17 protein-coding genes are annotated in these 17523 nt (G+C 62.4%); 12 read left to right on the top strand and 5 right to left on the bottom strand.

The genetic code is table 11. The features are described 5' to 3' along the window. Positions 1 to 18: 18 nt before the first annotated feature. The 10 genes from CO666_RS23345 to CO666_RS23295 all read left to right on the top strand — a co-directional run bounded on the left by CO666_RS23345 (position 19) and on the right by CO666_RS23295 (position 10326). On the top strand, positions 19 to 756 hold the full coding sequence (locus tag CO666_RS23345; protein ID WP_179869749.1) for a LuxR family transcriptional regulator: 738 nt from the start codon (positions 19 to 21) through the stop codon (positions 754 to 756). Positions 757 to 1399: 643 nt separating this feature from the next. Then, complete coding sequence (locus tag CO666_RS23340; protein WP_097614531.1) at positions 1400 to 2599, top strand: Mrp/NBP35 family ATP-binding protein; 1200 nt, start codon at positions 1400 to 1402, stop codon at positions 2597 to 2599. Between the two features lie 460 nt (positions 2600 to 3059). Next, on the top strand, positions 3060 to 4037 hold the full coding sequence (locus CO666_RS23330; RefSeq protein ID WP_097614580.1) for a magnesium transporter CorA family protein: 978 nt from the start codon (positions 3060 to 3062) through the stop codon (positions 4035 to 4037). Between the two features lie 18 nt (positions 4038 to 4055). After that, positions 4056 to 5954 (top strand): potassium transporter Kup, encoded by a 1899-nt coding sequence (locus CO666_RS23325; RefSeq protein WP_097614530.1) that lies wholly within the window; start codon positions 4056 to 4058, stop codon positions 5952 to 5954. Positions 5955 to 6236: 282 nt separating this feature from the next. Further along, on the top strand, positions 6237 to 7412 hold the full coding sequence (locus CO666_RS23320) for a cell wall hydrolase (RefSeq protein WP_097614529.1): 1176 nt from the start codon (positions 6237 to 6239) through the stop codon (positions 7410 to 7412). A 272-nt stretch (positions 7413 to 7684) separates the two neighbouring features. Then, positions 7685 to 8017 carry an AtpZ/AtpI family protein gene (locus CO666_RS23315; RefSeq protein WP_097614528.1) on the top strand — a complete coding sequence of 111 codons (333 nt, stop codon included), beginning with the start codon at positions 7685 to 7687 and terminating at the stop codon, positions 8015 to 8017. Positions 8018 to 8079: 62 nt separating this feature from the next. Beyond that, positions 8080 to 8832 (top strand): F0F1 ATP synthase subunit A, encoded by a 753-nt coding sequence (locus CO666_RS23310; RefSeq protein WP_097614527.1) that lies wholly within the window; start codon positions 8080 to 8082, stop codon positions 8830 to 8832. A 67-nt stretch (positions 8833 to 8899) separates the two neighbouring features. Then, positions 8900 to 9127, top strand: a complete 228-nt coding sequence (locus CO666_RS23305; RefSeq protein WP_003588243.1) for a F0F1 ATP synthase subunit C — start codon at positions 8900 to 8902, stop codon at positions 9125 to 9127. Between the two features lie 77 nt (positions 9128 to 9204). Continuing rightward, complete coding sequence (locus CO666_RS23300) at positions 9205 to 9828, top strand: F0F1 ATP synthase subunit B (protein WP_012556745.1); 624 nt, start codon at positions 9205 to 9207, stop codon at positions 9826 to 9828. 3 nt (positions 9829 to 9831) lie between these two features. Then, the gene (locus CO666_RS23295) at positions 9832 to 10326 is read left to right on the top strand and encodes a F0F1 ATP synthase subunit B (RefSeq protein WP_085736397.1); all 495 of its coding nucleotides are present in this window, start codon (positions 9832 to 9834) and stop codon (positions 10324 to 10326) included. A gap of 345 nt (positions 10327 to 10671) precedes the next feature. Here the strand turns inward: CO666_RS23295 and CO666_RS23290 are convergent, their stop codons facing one another. After that, entirely contained in the window at positions 10672 to 11361 is a 690-nt protein-coding gene (locus CO666_RS23290) for a ribonuclease HII (protein WP_097614526.1), read from the bottom strand. Positions 11362 to 11580: 219 nt separating this feature from the next. Further along, entirely contained in the window at positions 11581 to 12738 is a 1158-nt protein-coding gene (locus CO666_RS23285; RefSeq protein WP_097614525.1) for a PA0069 family radical SAM protein, read from the bottom strand. 139 nt (positions 12739 to 12877) lie between these two features. Here CO666_RS23285 and CO666_RS23280 point away from each other — a divergent pair, with 139 nt between their 5' ends. After that, the gene (locus tag CO666_RS23280; RefSeq protein WP_097614524.1) at positions 12878 to 13399 is read left to right on the top strand and encodes a glycosyltransferase family 2 protein; all 522 of its coding nucleotides are present in this window, start codon (positions 12878 to 12880) and stop codon (positions 13397 to 13399) included. A gap of 391 nt (positions 13400 to 13790) precedes the next feature. Further along, positions 13791 to 14126 carry a hypothetical protein gene (locus tag CO666_RS23275; RefSeq protein ID WP_097614523.1) on the top strand — a complete coding sequence of 112 codons (336 nt, stop codon included), beginning with the start codon at positions 13791 to 13793 and terminating at the stop codon, positions 14124 to 14126. 6 nt (positions 14127 to 14132) lie between these two features. Here the strand turns inward: CO666_RS23275 and moaB are convergent, their stop codons facing one another. From moaB to CO666_RS23260, 3 genes are read right to left on the bottom strand one after another with little or no spacing between them, the layout of a single operon-like run. Continuing rightward, entirely contained in the window at positions 14133 to 14684 is a 552-nt protein-coding gene (moaB, locus tag CO666_RS23270; protein ID WP_097614522.1) for a molybdenum cofactor biosynthesis protein B, read from the bottom strand. Next, positions 14684 to 15580 carry a 4-(cytidine 5'-diphospho)-2-C-methyl-D-erythritol kinase gene (locus tag CO666_RS23265; protein WP_097614521.1) on the bottom strand — a complete coding sequence of 299 codons (897 nt, stop codon included), beginning with the start codon at positions 15578 to 15580 and terminating at the stop codon, positions 14684 to 14686. The genes moaB and CO666_RS23265 overlap by 1 nt, the downstream gene beginning before the upstream one ends. Positions 15581 to 15592: 12 nt before the next feature. Next, positions 15593 to 17425, bottom strand: a complete 1833-nt coding sequence (locus CO666_RS23260) for a tetratricopeptide repeat protein (RefSeq protein ID WP_097614520.1) — start codon at positions 17423 to 17425, stop codon at positions 15593 to 15595. Positions 17426 to 17523 lie beyond the last annotated feature (98 nt).

Genomic DNA, 17523 nt, shown 5'->3' with positions numbered 1-17523 from the left:
TGTGCTGAAGATGAAGAAATGATGGCACCCGTGTCGCAAACATCCCCGGAAGAAGACGATTATCTCAAGGAGATAGCGGGCCTGAAGACCCAGTTCGATATTTTCCGTTTCCTGAAACGCGTGACGGAAACCTATCGCAGCCGTGCCTTCATGGTTCTCAATCTGCCGCCGATCACCTCGCTGGACATCCAGGGCAGCACCGTCATCACCAGCTGGCCGGCCGAGCTTCTGGCGCTTTACGACCAGGAGGGGCTGTTGGTGAACAGCCCGGTTCTCCGGCGGCTCAGAACATCGGCGCGGCCCTTCTCCTACGACATGTCGCGTGACAACTGGTCGCGAGACGACGGCAAGTCGGTGCTCGTCACAGCGCTGTTCGAACGTTTCAGGATGATGCGCGGCGCCTATTTTCCGACGCATGAACCATCCGGCCTGCGCGGCGCCGTGTCTTTCTCCGGCGACCGCGAACCCTTCAGCGCGGCGGAGATGCGTGAGCTCTGCTATATCGCCGTCCATGTCTACGACAGGCTCGCCGAGATCCGCAACCTCGATGCGCGCATCACCGACACGCTCACCGATCGCGAGATCGATTGCCTCAACTGGACGGCGGCCGGCAAGACCAGTGCGGAAATCGCCGAGATCCTCACCCTCTCCGAGCACACGGTCAATCATTACCTGAACCGTGCCACCAAGAAGCTCGATACGGTCAACCGTACCCAGGCGGTCGCCAAGGCGCTGCGAATCGGCCTGATCAAATAAGGTGCAGAAAGTCGCGGTGGGCTTTCGCCGGCCGCCCAGCGCTTGGGCAGATCCTTGCCGCTGGGGGCCGTTATGAGGCCGCCATTGCTGCATTTCCGCCGATTTTCCGTCTGGCACGCTTTCTGCATCTCTTTTGCCAGAGGCCCAGAGGGGACTTGACCAGCGCCAGGAAATGGCGCGGCCGGCACACTGCTGACCGACGCCGATGCCGCATTTTGCGCAGGCCTTCGGCGTCGGCGGCGGTTGTTGCGTTTTGGCACCGCTTGTTTCGCAGCTGCCGGCGATTTGGCCTTTTCCCGTCATTTTTCGCTGGCCTTTTTGCAGGCTTGCTCTAGTTCGCCCGCATTGCGCCGGTTCTCGGGGAGACCGTTGCGGCCATCAGGGCGAAAGCCCGGCGGACTTGATGGCCGCAACGGATTGCCCATTCTCCCCGCCGCTTTCTGCAAGCCGGCAAATCGATTTTCCCGACGATGATTTCGTTTGGCGAAGGCGTCCGCCTCCACTATCTCTACTGCATGATTTCAGCCTTGATCGGAATCGATCGGGGCTGAAACATGCGGGCAATTGAAAGTGCTGCCGCGTCCTTTGCGCCTCTTGAAGACGCGTCGGCGCCGTAGTCTGCGACAGATGCAGTGAGGGTGGAATGACCGACGTCACCAAGGAACAGGTTCTCGAAACGCTGAAAACCGTGCGCGGACCGGATCTCGAGCACGATATCGTCGAACTCGGCATGGTTTCCGACGTCTTCATCTCCGACGGCAAGGTTTATTTCTCCATCACCGTTCCGGCCGATCGCGCCAAGGAGCTGGAGCCGATGCGGCTCGCCGCCGAGCGCGTCGTCAAGGCGATGCCGGGCGTCAAGGGTGCGCTGGTCGCACTGACCGCAGACAAGAAGGCCGCCGCCGCTGCTCCCGCTGCCCGCCCGGTGCCGAACCCGCCGCACGGCCATGCCGGCCACGATCACGCCGGTCATGATCACAGCGGTCATGATCACGGGTCGCACGCACACGCGCCACAGCAACAGCCGCCGCGGACAGGCAGGATCGGCGTTCCCGGTATCGGCGCCATCATCGCCGTCGCCTCCGGCAAGGGCGGGGTCGGCAAGTCGACCACCGCCGTCAACCTGGCGCTCGGGCTGCTCGCCAACGGCCTCCGCGTCGGCATTCTCGACGCCGATATCTACGGTCCCTCGATGCCGCGGCTGTTGAAAATATCCGGCCGTCCGACCCAGATCGACGGCCGCATCATCAATCCGATGGAGAATTACGGCCTCAAGGTCATGTCGATGGGCTTCCTCGTCGACCAGGAGACGGCGATGATCTGGCGCGGGCCGATGGTCCAGTCGGCCCTGCTGCAGATGCTGCGCGAAGTCGCCTGGGGCGAACTCGACGTGCTCGTCGTCGACATGCCGCCGGGCACCGGCGACGCGCAGCTGACCATGGCCCAGCAGGTGCCGCTTGCCGGCGCCGTCATCGTCTCGACGCCGCAGGATCTGGCGCTGATCGATGCCCGCAAGGGCCTCAATATGTTCCGCAAGGTCGAAGTGCCGGTGCTCGGCATTGTCGAGAATATGAGCTATTTCATCGCGCCCGATACCGGCACCCGCTACGATATCTTCGGCCATGGCGGCGCCCGCAAGGAGGCCGAGCGCATCGGCGTGCCTTTCCTCGGCGAAGTGCCGCTGACGATGAATATCCGCGAAACCTCCGACGCCGGCACGCCGCTCGTCGCCTCCGAGCCGAACGGCGCCGTCGCCGGCATCTATCGCGGCATCGCCGCCAAGGTCTGGGAGCAGATCGGCGGCCAGCCGCAGCGCGCTGCCCCGGCGATCGTCTTCGAATAATGCTTGTCACCGGGACAACAACATGCATCTAGGCAAGCACCCATGCCGCCCGGAAGTGTGGAGCGGCTCGGGGCGACATGCATGAAACGCGCCAGACTGCGAATCACCGCGGCGGATACCCCAAATTGTGGGGGAAACGTGGTGAAAAGCCGCGCTTCACGGAAGATGTCTTGATTATTTCACGGCTTTGCTTCATATGCCCCGGCGCCATGATGGCGTTTGCTGCAGCTGCTCAATGACGGTCGTCTTCGTGTGGAAGATTTCGGCTCGCCTGCAAGTTCGGAGTTGTCTTGTCGATCGAAGGATTGGTCGCTGCGATGCGGTGGAGCACGATGTGCATGCCGGCCTTTGAGGTTGGATGCGGCCGGAGTGATATGAACTTTTTTGATCCGCTTCGGTTTGGACTGGGAACGAGCGACCCTCGCGGCGCCGCGCTGGCGGCCGCATGGAAAGGCTGCCGGTGATCACCGCCTACTGTTCCGATTGCAAGTCGGTCGAGATTCGCGACCTGTCGCATCCCGCATCCTTTCCCGAGGATGCGGTGTGGATCGACATGATCGAGCCGACCCGCGACGAGGAGCTCTATGTCGAGAAGGTCCTCGGCATCGAGGTTCCGACCCGTGACGACCTCAAGGACATCGAACCATCAGCCCGTCTCTACGTCGAAAACGACGCCGTCTTCATGACCGCATCGCTGCTGTGGAAGGCCGAAACCGATGCGCCGACGCTGACCGATGTCGCCTTCATCCTGGCCGGAAACCGGCTGGTCACCATCCGCTACGCCCATCCCAAATCCTTTGCGCTGTTCATCGCCGCCCTTCACCGGCTACCGGAAAGCTGGCGCAGCGGCGCTGCCCTTCTTTCCAAGCTGCTGGAGACGATCGTCGACCGCACCGCCGAGATCCTCGAAATATCCGTCTCGCGCATCGACATCCTGTCGATGCATGTCTTCGGCGAGCGGGCAAAGAAGGTGCGCAAGCCTTCGAACTATCTCGAGGAGAAGCTGAGGGATATCGCCGGCCATCACCGGATGATCAGCAAGCTGCGCGACAGCCTCGGTTCGCTTTCCCGCCTGCTGACCTTCTTTCACACGACCCCGGCGATCCAGCAGGACCGTGAGGCGAAGGATCTCTGCCGCACCGTGTCGCGCGATATCCAGTCGCTGTCGGAGCATGCCGCCTTCGTCGCCGGCAACATCACCTTCCTGCTCGATGCTTCGCTCGGTCTGATCAACATCGAGCAGAACTCGATCATCAAGATTTTCTCGATCGCCTCGGTGGTGTTCCTGCCGCCGACACTGGTCGCCTCCATCTATGGTATGAATTTTCAGGTCATGCCGGAACTGACCTGGGCGGCGGGTTATCCCTATTCGCTGGCCCTGATGGTGATCTCAGCCGTCATCCCCTTTTTCTTTTTCCGCTGGAAAGGCTGGCTCTGAGGAGCCTGTTGCAACTTCATGTCCGCAGAAAGCCATCCGAACGAATCCCAGATGACGCCGAAAAAGCTGTTTTATCTGACGCTGGGTTCCATCGGCGTCGTTTACGGCGATATCGGTACCAGCCCGCTCTACGCCTTTCGCGAGGCGTTGAAGCCGGTGGCCCATGACGGGCTCACCCGTTTCGAGGTCATAAGCCTGATCTCGCTGATGATCTGGGCGCTGACGATCATCGTCACCATCAAATATGTGCTCTTCCTGCTGCGCGCCGACAACGAGGGCGAGGGCGGCACGCTGTCGCTGCTGGCTCTTCTGATGAAGACTGCCAACGGCCATACCGCCATCCTGATGCTGCTCGGCCTTTTGGGGGCTGCGCTTTTCCTCGGCGACGCGATGATCACGCCGGCGCTGTCGGTGCTGTCGGCGGTCGAAGGCCTGAAGCTCGTCACGCCCAGGCTCTCGGAATATATCGTGCCGATCTCGGTGGTGATCCTGGCGCTGCTCTTCGTCGTACAATCGCGCGGCACCGGCGCCGTCGCCAAATTCTTCGGCCCGATCACTGCCGTCTGGTTCCTCGTCATGGCCGCCGCCGGCATTTCGCATATCTCGGACGATTTCGGCATCCTTGCCGCCTTCAATCCCTATTATGCCGTCAGCTTCCTGCTGCATGAGGGCTTCTACGGCGTCGTCGTGCTCGGCGCCGTCTTCCTGACGGTGACGGGTGCGGAGGCGCTTTATGCCGATCTCGGCCATTTCGGCCGTCGCCCGATCCAGTGGGCCTGGTTCCTGCTGGTCTTCCCGTCGCTGACGCTGAACTATCTCGGGCAGGGCGCACTCGTGCTCGGCAAGCCGGAGACGATGTCGGATCCCTTCTACCTGATGTATCCGCAATGGGCGCTGCTGCCGGTCGTCATCCTGGCGACCGCGGCGACGATCATCGCCAGCCAGGCTGTTATAACAGGCGCTTTCTCGATGGTGCGCCAGGGCATCAACCTTGGCTTCCTGCCGCGCATGGAAATCCTCTTCACCTCGGAAACCAATACCGGGCAGATCTTCGTGCCCTCGGTCAATGCCGTGCTGTTCATCGGGGTCATATTCCTGGTCCTGAGTTTCAAGACCTCGGACGCGCTGGCGACCGCCTATGGCATCTCCGTCACCGGCGCCATGGTCGTCACCTCGATCATGGCCTTCGAATTCGTTCGCGCCCGTTGGAACTGGTCGCTGCCGGTTGCGGTGATCGCGCTGGCGCCGCTGGTCATACTCGAATTGATCTTCCTCGGCGCCAATCTTTTGAAGATCCACGACGGCGGCTATATCCCGATCCTGATCGCCACGGCCTTTACCGTCATCATGTGGACCTGGCGCCGCGGCACCGCGATCCTGATGGAAAAGACCCGCCACACCGATATTCCGCTCGCCTCCTTCGTCAGCTCGATCGAGCGCAAGAGCGAACATTCGCCGGCCCAGGTTCCCGGCACCGCGATCTTCCTGACCAGCGATCCGGAATCCGCACCCGCCGCCCTGCTGCACAATCTCAAGCACAATCACGTGCTGCACGACCGCAACGTCATCCTGACGATCCGTACCGTCAACAAGCCGCGTGTGCCGAGCCAGGACCGTTACAAGGTCGAGCAGATTTCCGAGCGTTTCTCGCGCGTCGAACTGCTGTTCGGCTTCATGGAATCGCAGAACGTCTCACAGGCGCTGGCGACGCTGCGCAAGACCGGACTGAAGTTCGACATCATGTCGACCTCCTTCTATCTCGGCCGCCGCAAGCTGGTGCCGGACGCCAAGTCGGGCATGCCCTACTGGCAGGACCGGCTCTATATCGCGCTTGCCAACGCCGCCGCCAACCCTTCCGACTACTTCCGCCTGCCGGCCAACCGCGTGGTGGAACTGGGATCGCACGTCATTATTTGACGGGTGGGGTGAAGACCCCGCCCCAAACCCCTCCCCACAAGGGGAGGGGCTTAACCTGCCGCACCGGTTTTCCCTATCTGCGACGTTTCGAGTGGAACGAGGCGGGCGCTCCGGATTAGTCCCTCCCCCTTGTGGGGAGGGGTTGGGGAGGGGACTTTTACAACACATGAGAACATCCAAACATTCGCATGGTCACATTCCGGCACGCCCCGTTAACCAGACATCAAGGTTAATGCGGGATTTATAGGGACATGTTCCCGCGTCCCATGCCCGGAGTTCGTGTTGCGTCGAAAGAGCTCTTCCCGTAGCAAGCTGCGTCTTCTTCCCGAGAACTGGGTCTCGCCTGTTATCTTCGGGCTCGCCGGCTGGCTGATTTTTCCGAGCGTCGCATCCCATGCCGATCTCGCCGCCATGCTTGCCGGTCTCGACCGGGAAGGGGAGAACTGGCGCATGGTGCTGACCAATTCGCCGGCCGGCTCCATCCATCAGGCCGAACTTGCCTTTGCCGATCCGGCGGCGACGGGTTCGATCTCATCAGGCGCCGGCATGATGCTGCCGGATGGCCGCAAGGTTGCCTTTACCGCCAAGGACAAGGGCCACGAGGATACGCCGGACGAGGATCGCGTCAACCGCTCCACCAAGAAGGGCCGCGTCGTCGCCGTCGAGAAGATGCAGCCGCCGAAGGATTTTTCCGCCGGCTCGATCCTCGAACGTACGAAGATGCTCTTCACCCCGAGCTTCGATCTCAAGGACAGGTCGGCCTTCGTCAAGCCGAAGATCCAGGGCAAGGAAATCGAGATCGCCACGTCTTTCTATAAGAAGCAGCCTGTCGTGACCGATAGGGGCGTGCCGGCGATGCTCGCAAGCCTCGTCACCAGCAACAAAGCCGATGTGCTTGCCACCGCCTATGGGCCGGCAGCACCCGACTATTCCCGCCAGTCGCCCTTCGATTCGATCCTGACCGAGCCGGACAGCGGCCGCTTCGTTCCGGAGATCGGCCCGCGTGATCACGCCTGGGCAGCAAGCATATTGCCGCCAAGCGTCTTTTCCGCCGGCGAGCAGCAATGCCTTGCCTCCGGCATCTATTTCGAGGCGCGTGGCGAATCGGTGAAGGGCCAGGCGGCCGTCGCCCAGGTCATCCTCAACCGCGTCCGCAACCCTGCCTATCCGAAAACCATCTGCGGCGTCGTCTACCAGAACGAGGACTGGCGCAACCGCTGCCAGTTTTCCTTCGCCTGCGACAGCATCAAGGACAGGGTGAACTCGGAATATCATTGGCGGATGGCCCGCGATGTGGCGATGGCAGTGACATCTGGCAAGATCTGGTTGCCGCAGGTGGGCTCGGCGACGCATTACCATGCCGTCTATGTCAGGCCGAAATGGGCAAAGACCATGGAAAAGGTCGGCCGCATCGGTCTTCACGTCTTCTATCGCACCTATGGCGGCGGCTGGAGCTGAGATAAATCAGCCGCGGCAAGCCGATTTGCCGGGCTTAAAAGCGGATTCTTTCCATCGAATTTAAGCGATCGACCAAAAATCGGCTTATCTCATTGATTCGACGGAATTATTTTCTGGCTGGACAGAAGCTGTCTACGCCTTGACTATACCAATCCCTAAAACTATGTTGCGCGCGACTTCAGAACGGGCCGGAAGGGTCTCAACCTTCGCGTCCGGGGTCCGAATGACCGGGGTAGCGGGAGTGCGGGCGACGGGCAGGCGAGGAGAGATCCATGGCGGATGACCGCGAGGAAAGTCTTGAAAAGCGCCGTGCGCAACTGGAAGCGGAACTCGCGTCCAAGCGCAGAGAGGCGGGAGTGGAACGCGCAAGCGAGGCCCAAGCCGAGGTAAGCCGCAAAGGTTATGCCCAGGCGATGAAGCTTTCCAGCGAGTTCATTGCCGCGATCATCGTCGGTGCCGTTCTTGGCTATGTTCTCGACCGTTTTGTTGGCACGGCGCCTTGGGGGTTGATTGTTCTTCTGCTTCTCGGATTCTGTGCCGGCGTTCTGAACGTGCTGCGTTCTGCGGGGGTGGTGGCCCATCCCCTTGATGACGACAAGAAATAGGGACCGGTCCCGGTCCAGTGCAATGACCCCGCGTCCTGCGGGCCAAAGAGAGAGAACAAGCGGTGTCTAACGATCCGACTCATCAGTTCCTGATCCAGAAGATTGTGCCGATCGAAATCGGCGGAATTGATTTTTCGTTCACCAATGCATCGCTCTTCATGGCTGCTTCGGCTGCCGTTGCCGCTGGCTTCCTCTATTTCGCGACCTCGAACCGTGCCATCGTGCCGGGCCGTTCGCAGTCGGTCGCGGAAATGTCCTATGAATTCATCGCCAACATGCTGAAGGAAGGCGCGGGCAAGCAGGGAATGAAATTCTTCCCGCTGGTCTTCTCGCTCTTCATGTTCGTGCTGACGGCGAACCTGCTGGGCATGTTCCCGTATTTCTTCACGATCACCAGCCAGATCATCGTCACCTTCGCGCTGGCGATCCTCGTCATCGGCACGGTTCTCGTCTACGGTTTCTATAAACACGGCTTCCACTTCCTGAATGTCTTCGTGCCCTCGGGCGTGCCGGGCATTCTGCTGCCGCTGGTCATCGTGATCGAAATCATTTCCTTCCTGTCCCGCCCGATTTCGCTCTCCGTTCGTCTCTTTGCCAACATGCTCGCCGGTCACATCACGCTGAAGGTGTTCGCAGGCTTCGTAGTATCGCTTGGAGCTCTCGGTACAGTCGGTGTCGGCGGAGCCGTTCTTCCCCTCCTCATGACCGTCGCCCTGACCGGTCTCGAGTTCCTCGTCGCCTTTCTCCAGGCTTACGTCTTTGCGGTACTGACTTGCATGTACCTCAACGACGCGATCCATCCGGGCGGGCACTAAGGATAACGACATCGACGTCAAAGGGCGTCAGTCATTCGCCGCAACAACCATTTCAAAGGAGTTTAACATGGAAGCGGAAGCAGCAAAGTTCATCGGTGCAGGCCTGGCTTGCTTTGGTATGGCCGGTACGGCTCTCGGCCTCGGCAACATCTTCGGCAGCTACCTCTCCGGCGCTCTGCGCAATCCGTCTGCCGCTGACAGCCAGTTCGGCCGTCTGGTATTCGGCTTCGCCGTTACGGAAGCTCTGGGCATCTTCTCGCTGCTCGTTGCTCTCCTCCTCCTCTTCGCCGTCTGATCTCGGCGAATAGATGGATCACGGCCTGCGATCGCACGCCGTGATCCTTTGCATTTGCAGTCCACCTGGAGGTGAGCATGTTTTTTGTGACCCCGGCTTACGCTGAAGAAGCACCGGCGGCAGCGACCGGCACGGATGCGCACGCCGCTCCGGCCGCAGGCGAGGTCCATACCGAGACCGGTGTTGCCGAAGGCGAACACGCCCGCGGCCCGTTCCCGCCTTTCGATTCGACGACCTACGCATCCCAGCTGCTGTGGCTGGTGATTACGTTCAGCGTCTTCTACCTCCTTATGCAAAAGGTCATCGCGCCGCGCATCGGGGCTATCCTCGATCAGCGCCACACGCGCCTCTCCCAGGATCTGGAAGAAGCCGGCCGCCTGAAGGCGGAAGCCGACGCTGCCGTCCAGACCTATGAAGGTGAACTGGCGGCTGCTCGCGCCAAGTCGAATGCGATCGGCGCTGCCGCACGTGACGCCGCCAAGCTCAAGGCCGAAGAGGATCGCCGCGCTGTCGAGGCGAGCCTGTCGGAAAAGATCAAGGCTGCTGAAGTCCGTATCGCCGACATCAAGGCGAAGGCCTTCGCCGACGTCGGCACCATTGCCGAGGAAACGGCGGCTGCCGTCGTCGAACAGCTGATCGGCGGCACCGCTGCTCAGGCAGATGTCGCCGCCGCCGTCGCGGCCGCCAAGAAGGAGGCTTGATCGATGGATATTTTTCACCTTGACGCCACTTTCTTCGCCTTTGTCGGCCTCGTGCTCTTCCTGGCGCTGGTCGTTTACCTGAAGGTTCCGGGCATGATGGCACGGTCGCTCGACGACCGCGCCGACCAGATCCGCAACGAATTGGCCGAAGCCAAGCGTCTGCGCGAAGAGGCCCAGCACTTGCTCGCCGAATACCAGCGCAAGCGCAAGGAAGCGGAAGCCGAAGCGGCCCACATCGTTGCCGCTGCCGAGCGTGAAGCCCAAATGCTGACCGCCGAGGCGAAGAAGAAGACGGAAGAATTCGTCGCCAACCGCACGGCGCTTTCTGAGCAGAAGATCAAGCAGGCCGAGGCCGAGGCGATGAAGGCGGTCCGTTCCGCCGCCGTCGATCTCGCAATCGCGGCCGCCGAAACGGTGCTCGCCAAGCAGGCGGACGGCAAGGTCCAGTCCGAACTCTTCGGCAATGCCATCGGCCAGGTCAAGACGCGGCTCAACTGAGCTGTTTTCGAATGGAATGAGAGCGAAGGCCGGGCATGTCCCGGCCTTTGGTTTTTAGGCGAATATTGGTTTTAGCCGTCTCGCGGCGAGGCTCTGCTGGCATTGGGCGCGGCTTTGCCACGAGTCTCTTCTCCCCGGCGGGGAGAAGTGCCGGAGCAATAGCGAGGCGATGAGGGGGCCACACGGCACAGCATTCATTGCTCTTCGCTTTCCTCGGCACGAGAACAACAAATGTTCTGCCGTGTGGCCCCCTCATCCGACCCTACGGGCCACCTTCTCCCCGATGGGGAGAAGAGGGAGCAAGCCGCGTCCGGCCGACTTTGCCGGCAGCCTGAGTGAACCCCGCTACTCCGAAATCAACTCATCCATCCCAGGACCGTCCTCGACCTTCCGCAGCGGCCTGAAACTCATCCGGTGCAGGGGGCAGGGGCCGTGTTTTTCGATGCCGGCGCGGTGTTGCGCCGTGCCGTAGCCCATATGCGCGACAAAGCCGTAATCCGGAAACACGTTGTGCGCCCGCGCCATCATCCGGTCGCGCGTCACCTTGGCGACGATCGAGGCGGCGGCGATCGAGACCGAGCGGGCATCGCCCTTGACCACCGCCTGTCCGGGGCAATCGAGGCCGGGCGGCACATCCAGCCCATCGGTCAGCACGTAGCTCGCCGGAATGGCAAGGCTGCGGATGGCGCGGCGCATGGCGTCGAGGCTCGCCTTGCGAATGTCGGTCTCGTCGATGCGCGTCGAGCTGGAGGAGGCGATGGAGACGGTGGCGGTCGCCAGGATCTGCAGGAACAGTTCCTCGCGCCGTTGCGCCGAAAGCTGCTTGGAATCGTTGAGGCCTTCGGGAATACGCTTGGGATCCAGGATGACGGCGGCGGCAACCACAGGTCCCGCCAGCGGTCCGCGGCCGGCCTCGTCGGCGCCGGCGACCGGCCAGTGGCCGGCCTTGCGGGCTTTGAGCTCGAGTTTGAAATCCGGCACGAGCGGAGCCGTGTCGAAAAGCAGGGGAGAATCGGGTGGCGTGCGAGGTTTCATGCGGCTGAACCTCGCACGCCAACCCGATTTCCCGCAAGTCCCCGGATCAGGGCGGCGGCCGGGGACCGGTCCGGCGGATGGTGGCGGTCAGGGCCATCCGCGGGAATTGCGCTCGGGGCTCGAAAACAGGGCGGTTTTTCTGAGCAGCCGATGCGCAAGCGACAAGCAATTCCAGGAAAAGGGCGAAGCGCTTTTGCCAAGAATTGCGTGAGAATAAAATCAGAGCAGCGACAGCTGCACGCCGCTGCCATCGGGCGGCACGAACAGATCGTCGCGCAGCGGTACGCTGCGGCGTGTCAGCTCGAAACGCCGGGCCGCCATTTCGAAGCGGCGGGCGATCTGCCAGGCATAGGGACCGGCGCCCTTCATGCGCTTGCCGAATTCGGCATCGTAATCCTTGCCGCCGCGCATCGAGCGCACCAGTGACATCACATGCCGGTAGCGATCGGGATAATGCTGCAGCAGCCAGTCGCGAAACAGCGGGCTGACCTCGAGCGGCAGCCTGAGGATGACGTAGCTCGCCTCGGCGGCCCCGGCAGCCTTGGCCGATTCGAGGATGCGCTCCAGCTCGTGATCGTTCAGCGCCGGGATCAGCGGGGCGGCCATCACAGCCGTCCGGATGCCCGCTTCGGCGAGCGCATGGATCGTCTCCAGCCGCCGCGGCGGCGTGGCGGCGCGCGGCTCCATCGCCCGGGCAAGCTTGCGGTCGAGCGTTGTCACCGAGATGCCGACACGCACCAGGTTCTTCGCCGCCATTTCCTGCAGAATGTCGAGATCGCGCAGGATCATCGCCGACTTGGTGACGATCGACACCGGATGGTTCGCCTTGTTCAGGACCTCGAGAATGCCGCGCATGATGCGCCATTCCTTTTCGATCGGCTGGTAGGGATCGGTATTGGTGCCGATCGCGATCACCCGCACCTTGTAACCCGGCTTGGCGAGTTCCCGTTCCAGCAGTTTTGCCGCATCCGGCTTGGCAAACAGCTTCGTCTCGAAATCGAGCCCGGCGGAAAGTCCCATATAGGCGTGTGTCGGCCGGGCGAAACAATAGATGCAGCCATGTTCGCAGCCGCGATAGGGATTGATCGAGCGGTCGAAGGAAATGTCGGGCGATTCGTTGCGGGTGATCGCCGTGCGCGGCTTCTCGACCTGCACTTCCGTCTTGAAGGGCGGCAGTTCTTCCCATGTCTGCCAGCCGTCGTCGAAGCTCTCCCGCTGCAGCGCCTCGAACCGCCCTGTCGGGTTGAGCCCAGCCCCACGTCCGCGCCGCCGGTCGACCTCGACTCGCAGGCCGGAGGAAACGATCATCGCATCGGCAATATCTGCCGTATTGGCAGGCGCGAATGCGGCCTGCCCTGCCAGGGACTGCTCTCTCATCGGATTCTCCCGTGGCGGAAAGCCATCGCTTCCGCCCGTTTTGATGATTAAATTCCTATCCACAAAACAAGAACAATGCAAGAACAAAATAAGGGAAATGCTGCTGGCAGAATTTTGTGCGCCGCATTATAGATAGCCGATGTTGACCGTTGTTCTCGAATGTCAGGATCAGGAATCCGAGCTGGCTCAAACCCTGTCTGTGCTGGTGGCCGGCGCGGTGGAGGGGCTCGTGAGCGATGTGGTCGTGCTCGACCACGGCTCGCGCGACGGCACCTCGCGGGTGGCCGATGCTGCCGGCTGCCGGTTCCATTCGCATTGGGATATCAAGGATATCGTCCGATCGGCGCGCGGCGAATGGCTGCTCTTCGTCGAGCCGGGCGCCAGGCCGCAGGCCGGCTGGATCGACGAGATCGCCGAATATGTGGCACTGAACAAACTGCCGGCTCGCTTCACCGCCTCGCGCGGCTACCGCCGTCCGTTGTTCCAGCGCATCGGCCGCGCCGTGGCGCCGCTGGAGCTTGGTTTGCTGATGCCGAAGAGCCAGGCGCTCGCGACCGCCAGGAGCGGCATGCCGCTTGCCGAATTCGGCAAAGGCCAGAAACCGCGCAAACTCGCCAGCGAACTGATTCCCGCCTGGGTGGCCCGCGCGGCGCGGGTTTGATCCACCGATGAGACCCCTCCCCAACCCCTCCCCACAAGGGGGAGGGGCTTAACCTGCCGCACCCGTTTCCATATCTGCAACGTTTCGAGTGGGACGGGGCGGGCGCTCTGGGTTAGTCCCTCCCCCTTGTGGGGAGGGGTTGGGGAGGGGTCTTCACAGGTGATGGGCTGATCTCGCCGCCTGCCGCGATGTCGCGTGGCAGTGAGGAGCATCGCGCTCTCCCCCATCGCGCAAAAGATGGCGCCCAATAGGATTTCGCGCTATAATTCGCTATGGCGCCGTCGAAGCGCCGCGCTTCGCAACGGAATGGCCATGGAATGCCGGTGAACGGCAGAACAGGTCCGCGAAAAATCTCCTCTTCTGCCGGGTTCCCGGCGAAAGGAGGTGCGTCATGCCACGCGGTAGGAACTACGGCGTACGCGGTATGATCTACGGCCTGCTGGCCGTCATATTGCCGGTTTTGGTGATCGCGCATCCGCACCCGGTAGCATCGCAGGCGATGCTCAGTTGCGCAGCCCGAGCCGAGGTCATCAATTTCCTCGACAGGAACTTCGCTGAAAAGCTGACGGCAGTCGGACTGGTCAACCAGAACGCCGTTCTCGAGGTCTATGCCTCCGAAAGTGGGACCTGGACCCTCGTCGTCACGGATGTTCACGGCATAAGCTGCATCCTGCTGTCGGGTGACAGCTGGGAGACGATGCCCGCCCTGCCGGGCCTTGCGACATAGCGAAGTCTATTTGGTCGCGCCGCGTTTCAGGTGCTCGTCCAGCCGCGGCATGATCTCGACGAAATTGCACGGCACGCTGCGATAGTCGAGCTGTCCTTTCAGAATGCCGTCCCATGCATCCCGGCAGGCGCCCGGCGAGCCCGGCAGCGCAAAGATGAAGGTGGCATTGGCAACGCCTGCCGTGGCGCGCGACTGGATCGTCGCCGTGCCGATCTTCTCATAGGAGATGCGGTGGAAGATGGCGGAAAAGCCGTCCATGCGCTTTTCGAACAAGGGCTCCAGCGCCTCCGGCGTCACGTCGCGGCCGGTAAAGCCGGTACCACCCGTGGTGATGATGACGTCGATGTCTTTGCTCTCCGTCCAGGCCTTCACCCGCGCGGCGATTTTCTCGCGATCATCGGGCACGATCGCCCGGTCGACCAGCTTGTGGCCGGCCTCGGTGATTCGCGCCGCCAGCGTGTCGCCTGATTTGTCCGTCTCCGGCGTGCGCGTATCCGAGACGGTGAGCACCGCGATACCGACGGCGATGAAGGGCCGCTTTTCGTCCAGGCCTGCCATCACATGCCTCCCGAAACCGTTTCCGTCGCCTGGAAATACCAGTCGGGCCGCGCGTCGTGAAGGGCCGCAGCCGCCTGTTGCGCAGCCGCAATGTTCGAAAAGATCCCGAAACAGGTGGCGCCGGAGCCGGACATGCGGGTGAGCAGGGCGCCCTCGGCGTGCAGCATCGCCGAGATCGCCGAAATCTCAGGGACAAGTTCGCGCGCCGGCGGCTCCAAGTCGTTCCGGGCGGCGCCGATCGCGGCGAGCCAGCCGGCAGTCCCAGCGAGATCGGCAGCCAGGTTCAGAGCCGGATTGTTCTTGGTGGCCAGCCGCCGGAAAACCTCCGGCGTCGAGACGCCTTTCAGCGGATTGGCGAGTACCATGGCGAAGGCGGGCAGATCCGGCACGGCCTCGATCTTTTCACCGATGCCGCGGGCAATCAGCGGCCGGCTCTCGAAGCACATCGGCACGTCGGCGCCAAGCTTGAGCGCGAGACCGGCAACCGTTTCCACCGGCAGGCTCATGCCCCAGAGCCGCATCAGACCGCGCAGCGTCGCCGCCGCATCGGCCGAACCGCCGCCGATGCCGGAGGCAACAGGCAGGTTCTTTTCGAGATGGATATGGACGGGGAAGGCGAGGACGCCGACCGCCTCGCGCAAGAGATCGCGCGCCCGCAGCACCAGATTGGTGCCGCCGTCGCCGGCAAGCGTCTCGCCGAAACGGCCCGACAGGGTGAACGCATCGGCCTGCGCGGGCAGGAAGCCCAGCCGGTCGCCGCAATCGGCGAAGGTCACCAGCATATCGAGCAGATGGTAACCATCGGCTCGCTGGCCCGTCACATGCAAAGCGAGGTTGATCTTCGCACGCGCCGCTTCGGTGACGCCGAAAGCCTCGGCCAGGCCTTCCTCAGGCATGTGTCGCGCCCGTCAGGATTTCTTGTCGACCGGCGGCGGGGTGACCGGCGCCGGGTCCGGCTGCTTCTTGTCGGCGGCCTTGGCATCGTCGCTGACAGGCGGCAGGCCGTTGGCGACCTTGTCCTTGATCTTCGGGATTTCGGCGGCCTCCGGCTCGGAGCTGAGCGCCCGGTTCCACTGATAGACGGCCTCGAGCTTGCGGCCGACGCGCCAATAGGCATCGCCGAGATGGTCGTTGATCGTCGCGTCGCCGGCCTTGATCTGGGCGGCCCGCTCCAATTCGTCGACGGCATCGTCGAAACGGTTGAGGCGGAAATAGGCCCAGCCGAGCGAATCGATGATGTAGCCGTCGTCAGGGCGAAGGTCGACGGCCTTCTTGATCATGCCGAGACCTTCGTCGAGGTTGCGGTTCATGTCGATCCAGGAATAGCCGAGATAGTTCAGCACCTGCGGCTGATCGGGATTGAGTTCCAGCGCCTTGCGGAAGTTCGGCTCCGCCTGGTCCCACTTCTTCAGCCGCTCATAGGCGATGCCACGCTGGAAGAAGACGCTCCAGTTGGCGCGGCCGGGAATGGGGCCGATCGCTTCGACGGCCTTGTCGTAATTGGCGGCCATCGCCTCGTAGTCCTTGGCATCGGAAAGCACGCTGCCATAGGCGAGATAGCTGCGGATGTCCTTCGGGTCGGAGGCGATCAGCGCCTGCAGGTGCTTGCGCGCCTCGTCCACCTTGCCGCCCTGGGCAAGGGCAAGGCCGAGCTGCAGCTCGGAGATGCGCCGCATCGGCGAATTCTCCGGCACCTTCTTGTAGAGCGCGATGGCGCGGTCCATCTGGTTCTGCTTTTCGGCGATGCCGCCGAGCAGCACCAGCGTATCGGCGCTGTTCGGATCGAGCGCATTGGCCGTCTGCAGGTAGAGCGAGACGATATCCTCGGCGCCGTCGCGGTTCAGCGCGCCGCCGACCGAAAACAGCACGCCGGCAGCGCCTTCTTCGGCGGTCTTGACCTGCTGCTCCTGCTTCTCGTCCTTTTCGATGCTGTCGCGCAGCGCATTCAGCGGCGCGTAATTCGGCAGCAGGTTGTCGCCGACGGAAACGGCGTCGAGCGCCTTCTGCTTGTTGCCCTGCTGGGTTTCAAGGCGGGCAAGCGCCATGACAGCGCGCATGAAGGTGTCAGGCGCCGTCGCACCCCCTTCCTTGTCGAGCACGGCATCGTTCAGATGCTTTCGGGCGGATTTCACGTCGCCGGCGACGATGGCGATCGTCCCGGCATTGTAATTCTGGAAGATGCGGACCCAGTCCGGCCCCTTCATCTTCTCGACCATGGCGAGCGCTTCCTTGCCGCGGCCGGCGCCGACGCGGGCCCAGGCGAGCAGCAGGTCGTTCATCATCCGGTCGAGATCGTTCGGCCCCTTATATTTGAGGATGGCCTCGGCGGACTTATAGTCGTCGCGGCGCATGGCATCCATGCCGCGCACGATCGTGGTGATGCGCTCGACGGAAGGATCGCCCTTCAGGTCGTCGGCATATTTGACGCCGTCCTTGATGTCGCCGTTGAGCAGCAGCGAGATCATCAGCCGCTGGCGGATCTCCGGATTGCCGGGCTCGATCTGCAGCGCCTTCTTGTAGAGTTCGATCGCCGTTTCATAATCATGATCGACATCGGCCGTGCGCGCCGCCAGGAAGGCGCCGGAGAAGGTGGTGACGCTGTCTGCATCGAAGCTGTCGGTCTTCGCCACATCGCCCGTCTTGGCCGCATCCTCGGCACTCACGCCGGCGACGACGCCGAGCGAAAGAACAGCCGCCAGTGCTGCGCTCGTAAGAAGACGGATGGCAAATCTCTGCCGCATTAGGGAAACCTTTCTTCGAGAGCGTCCGGCGATGATGCCGGTCGCAAATCAGTTGCGATCACTGATTCACAACAGGATGGCTTTTTTGAAGCGGCGCC

The sequence above is a fragment of the Rhizobium chutanense genome (assembly GCF_002531935.1).
Taxonomy (GTDB): domain Bacteria; phylum Pseudomonadota; class Alphaproteobacteria; order Rhizobiales; family Rhizobiaceae; genus Rhizobium; species Rhizobium chutanense.
The sequence above is the reverse complement of the archived record's forward strand: the minus strand, read 5'-3'. Positions and strand labels throughout refer to the sequence as shown.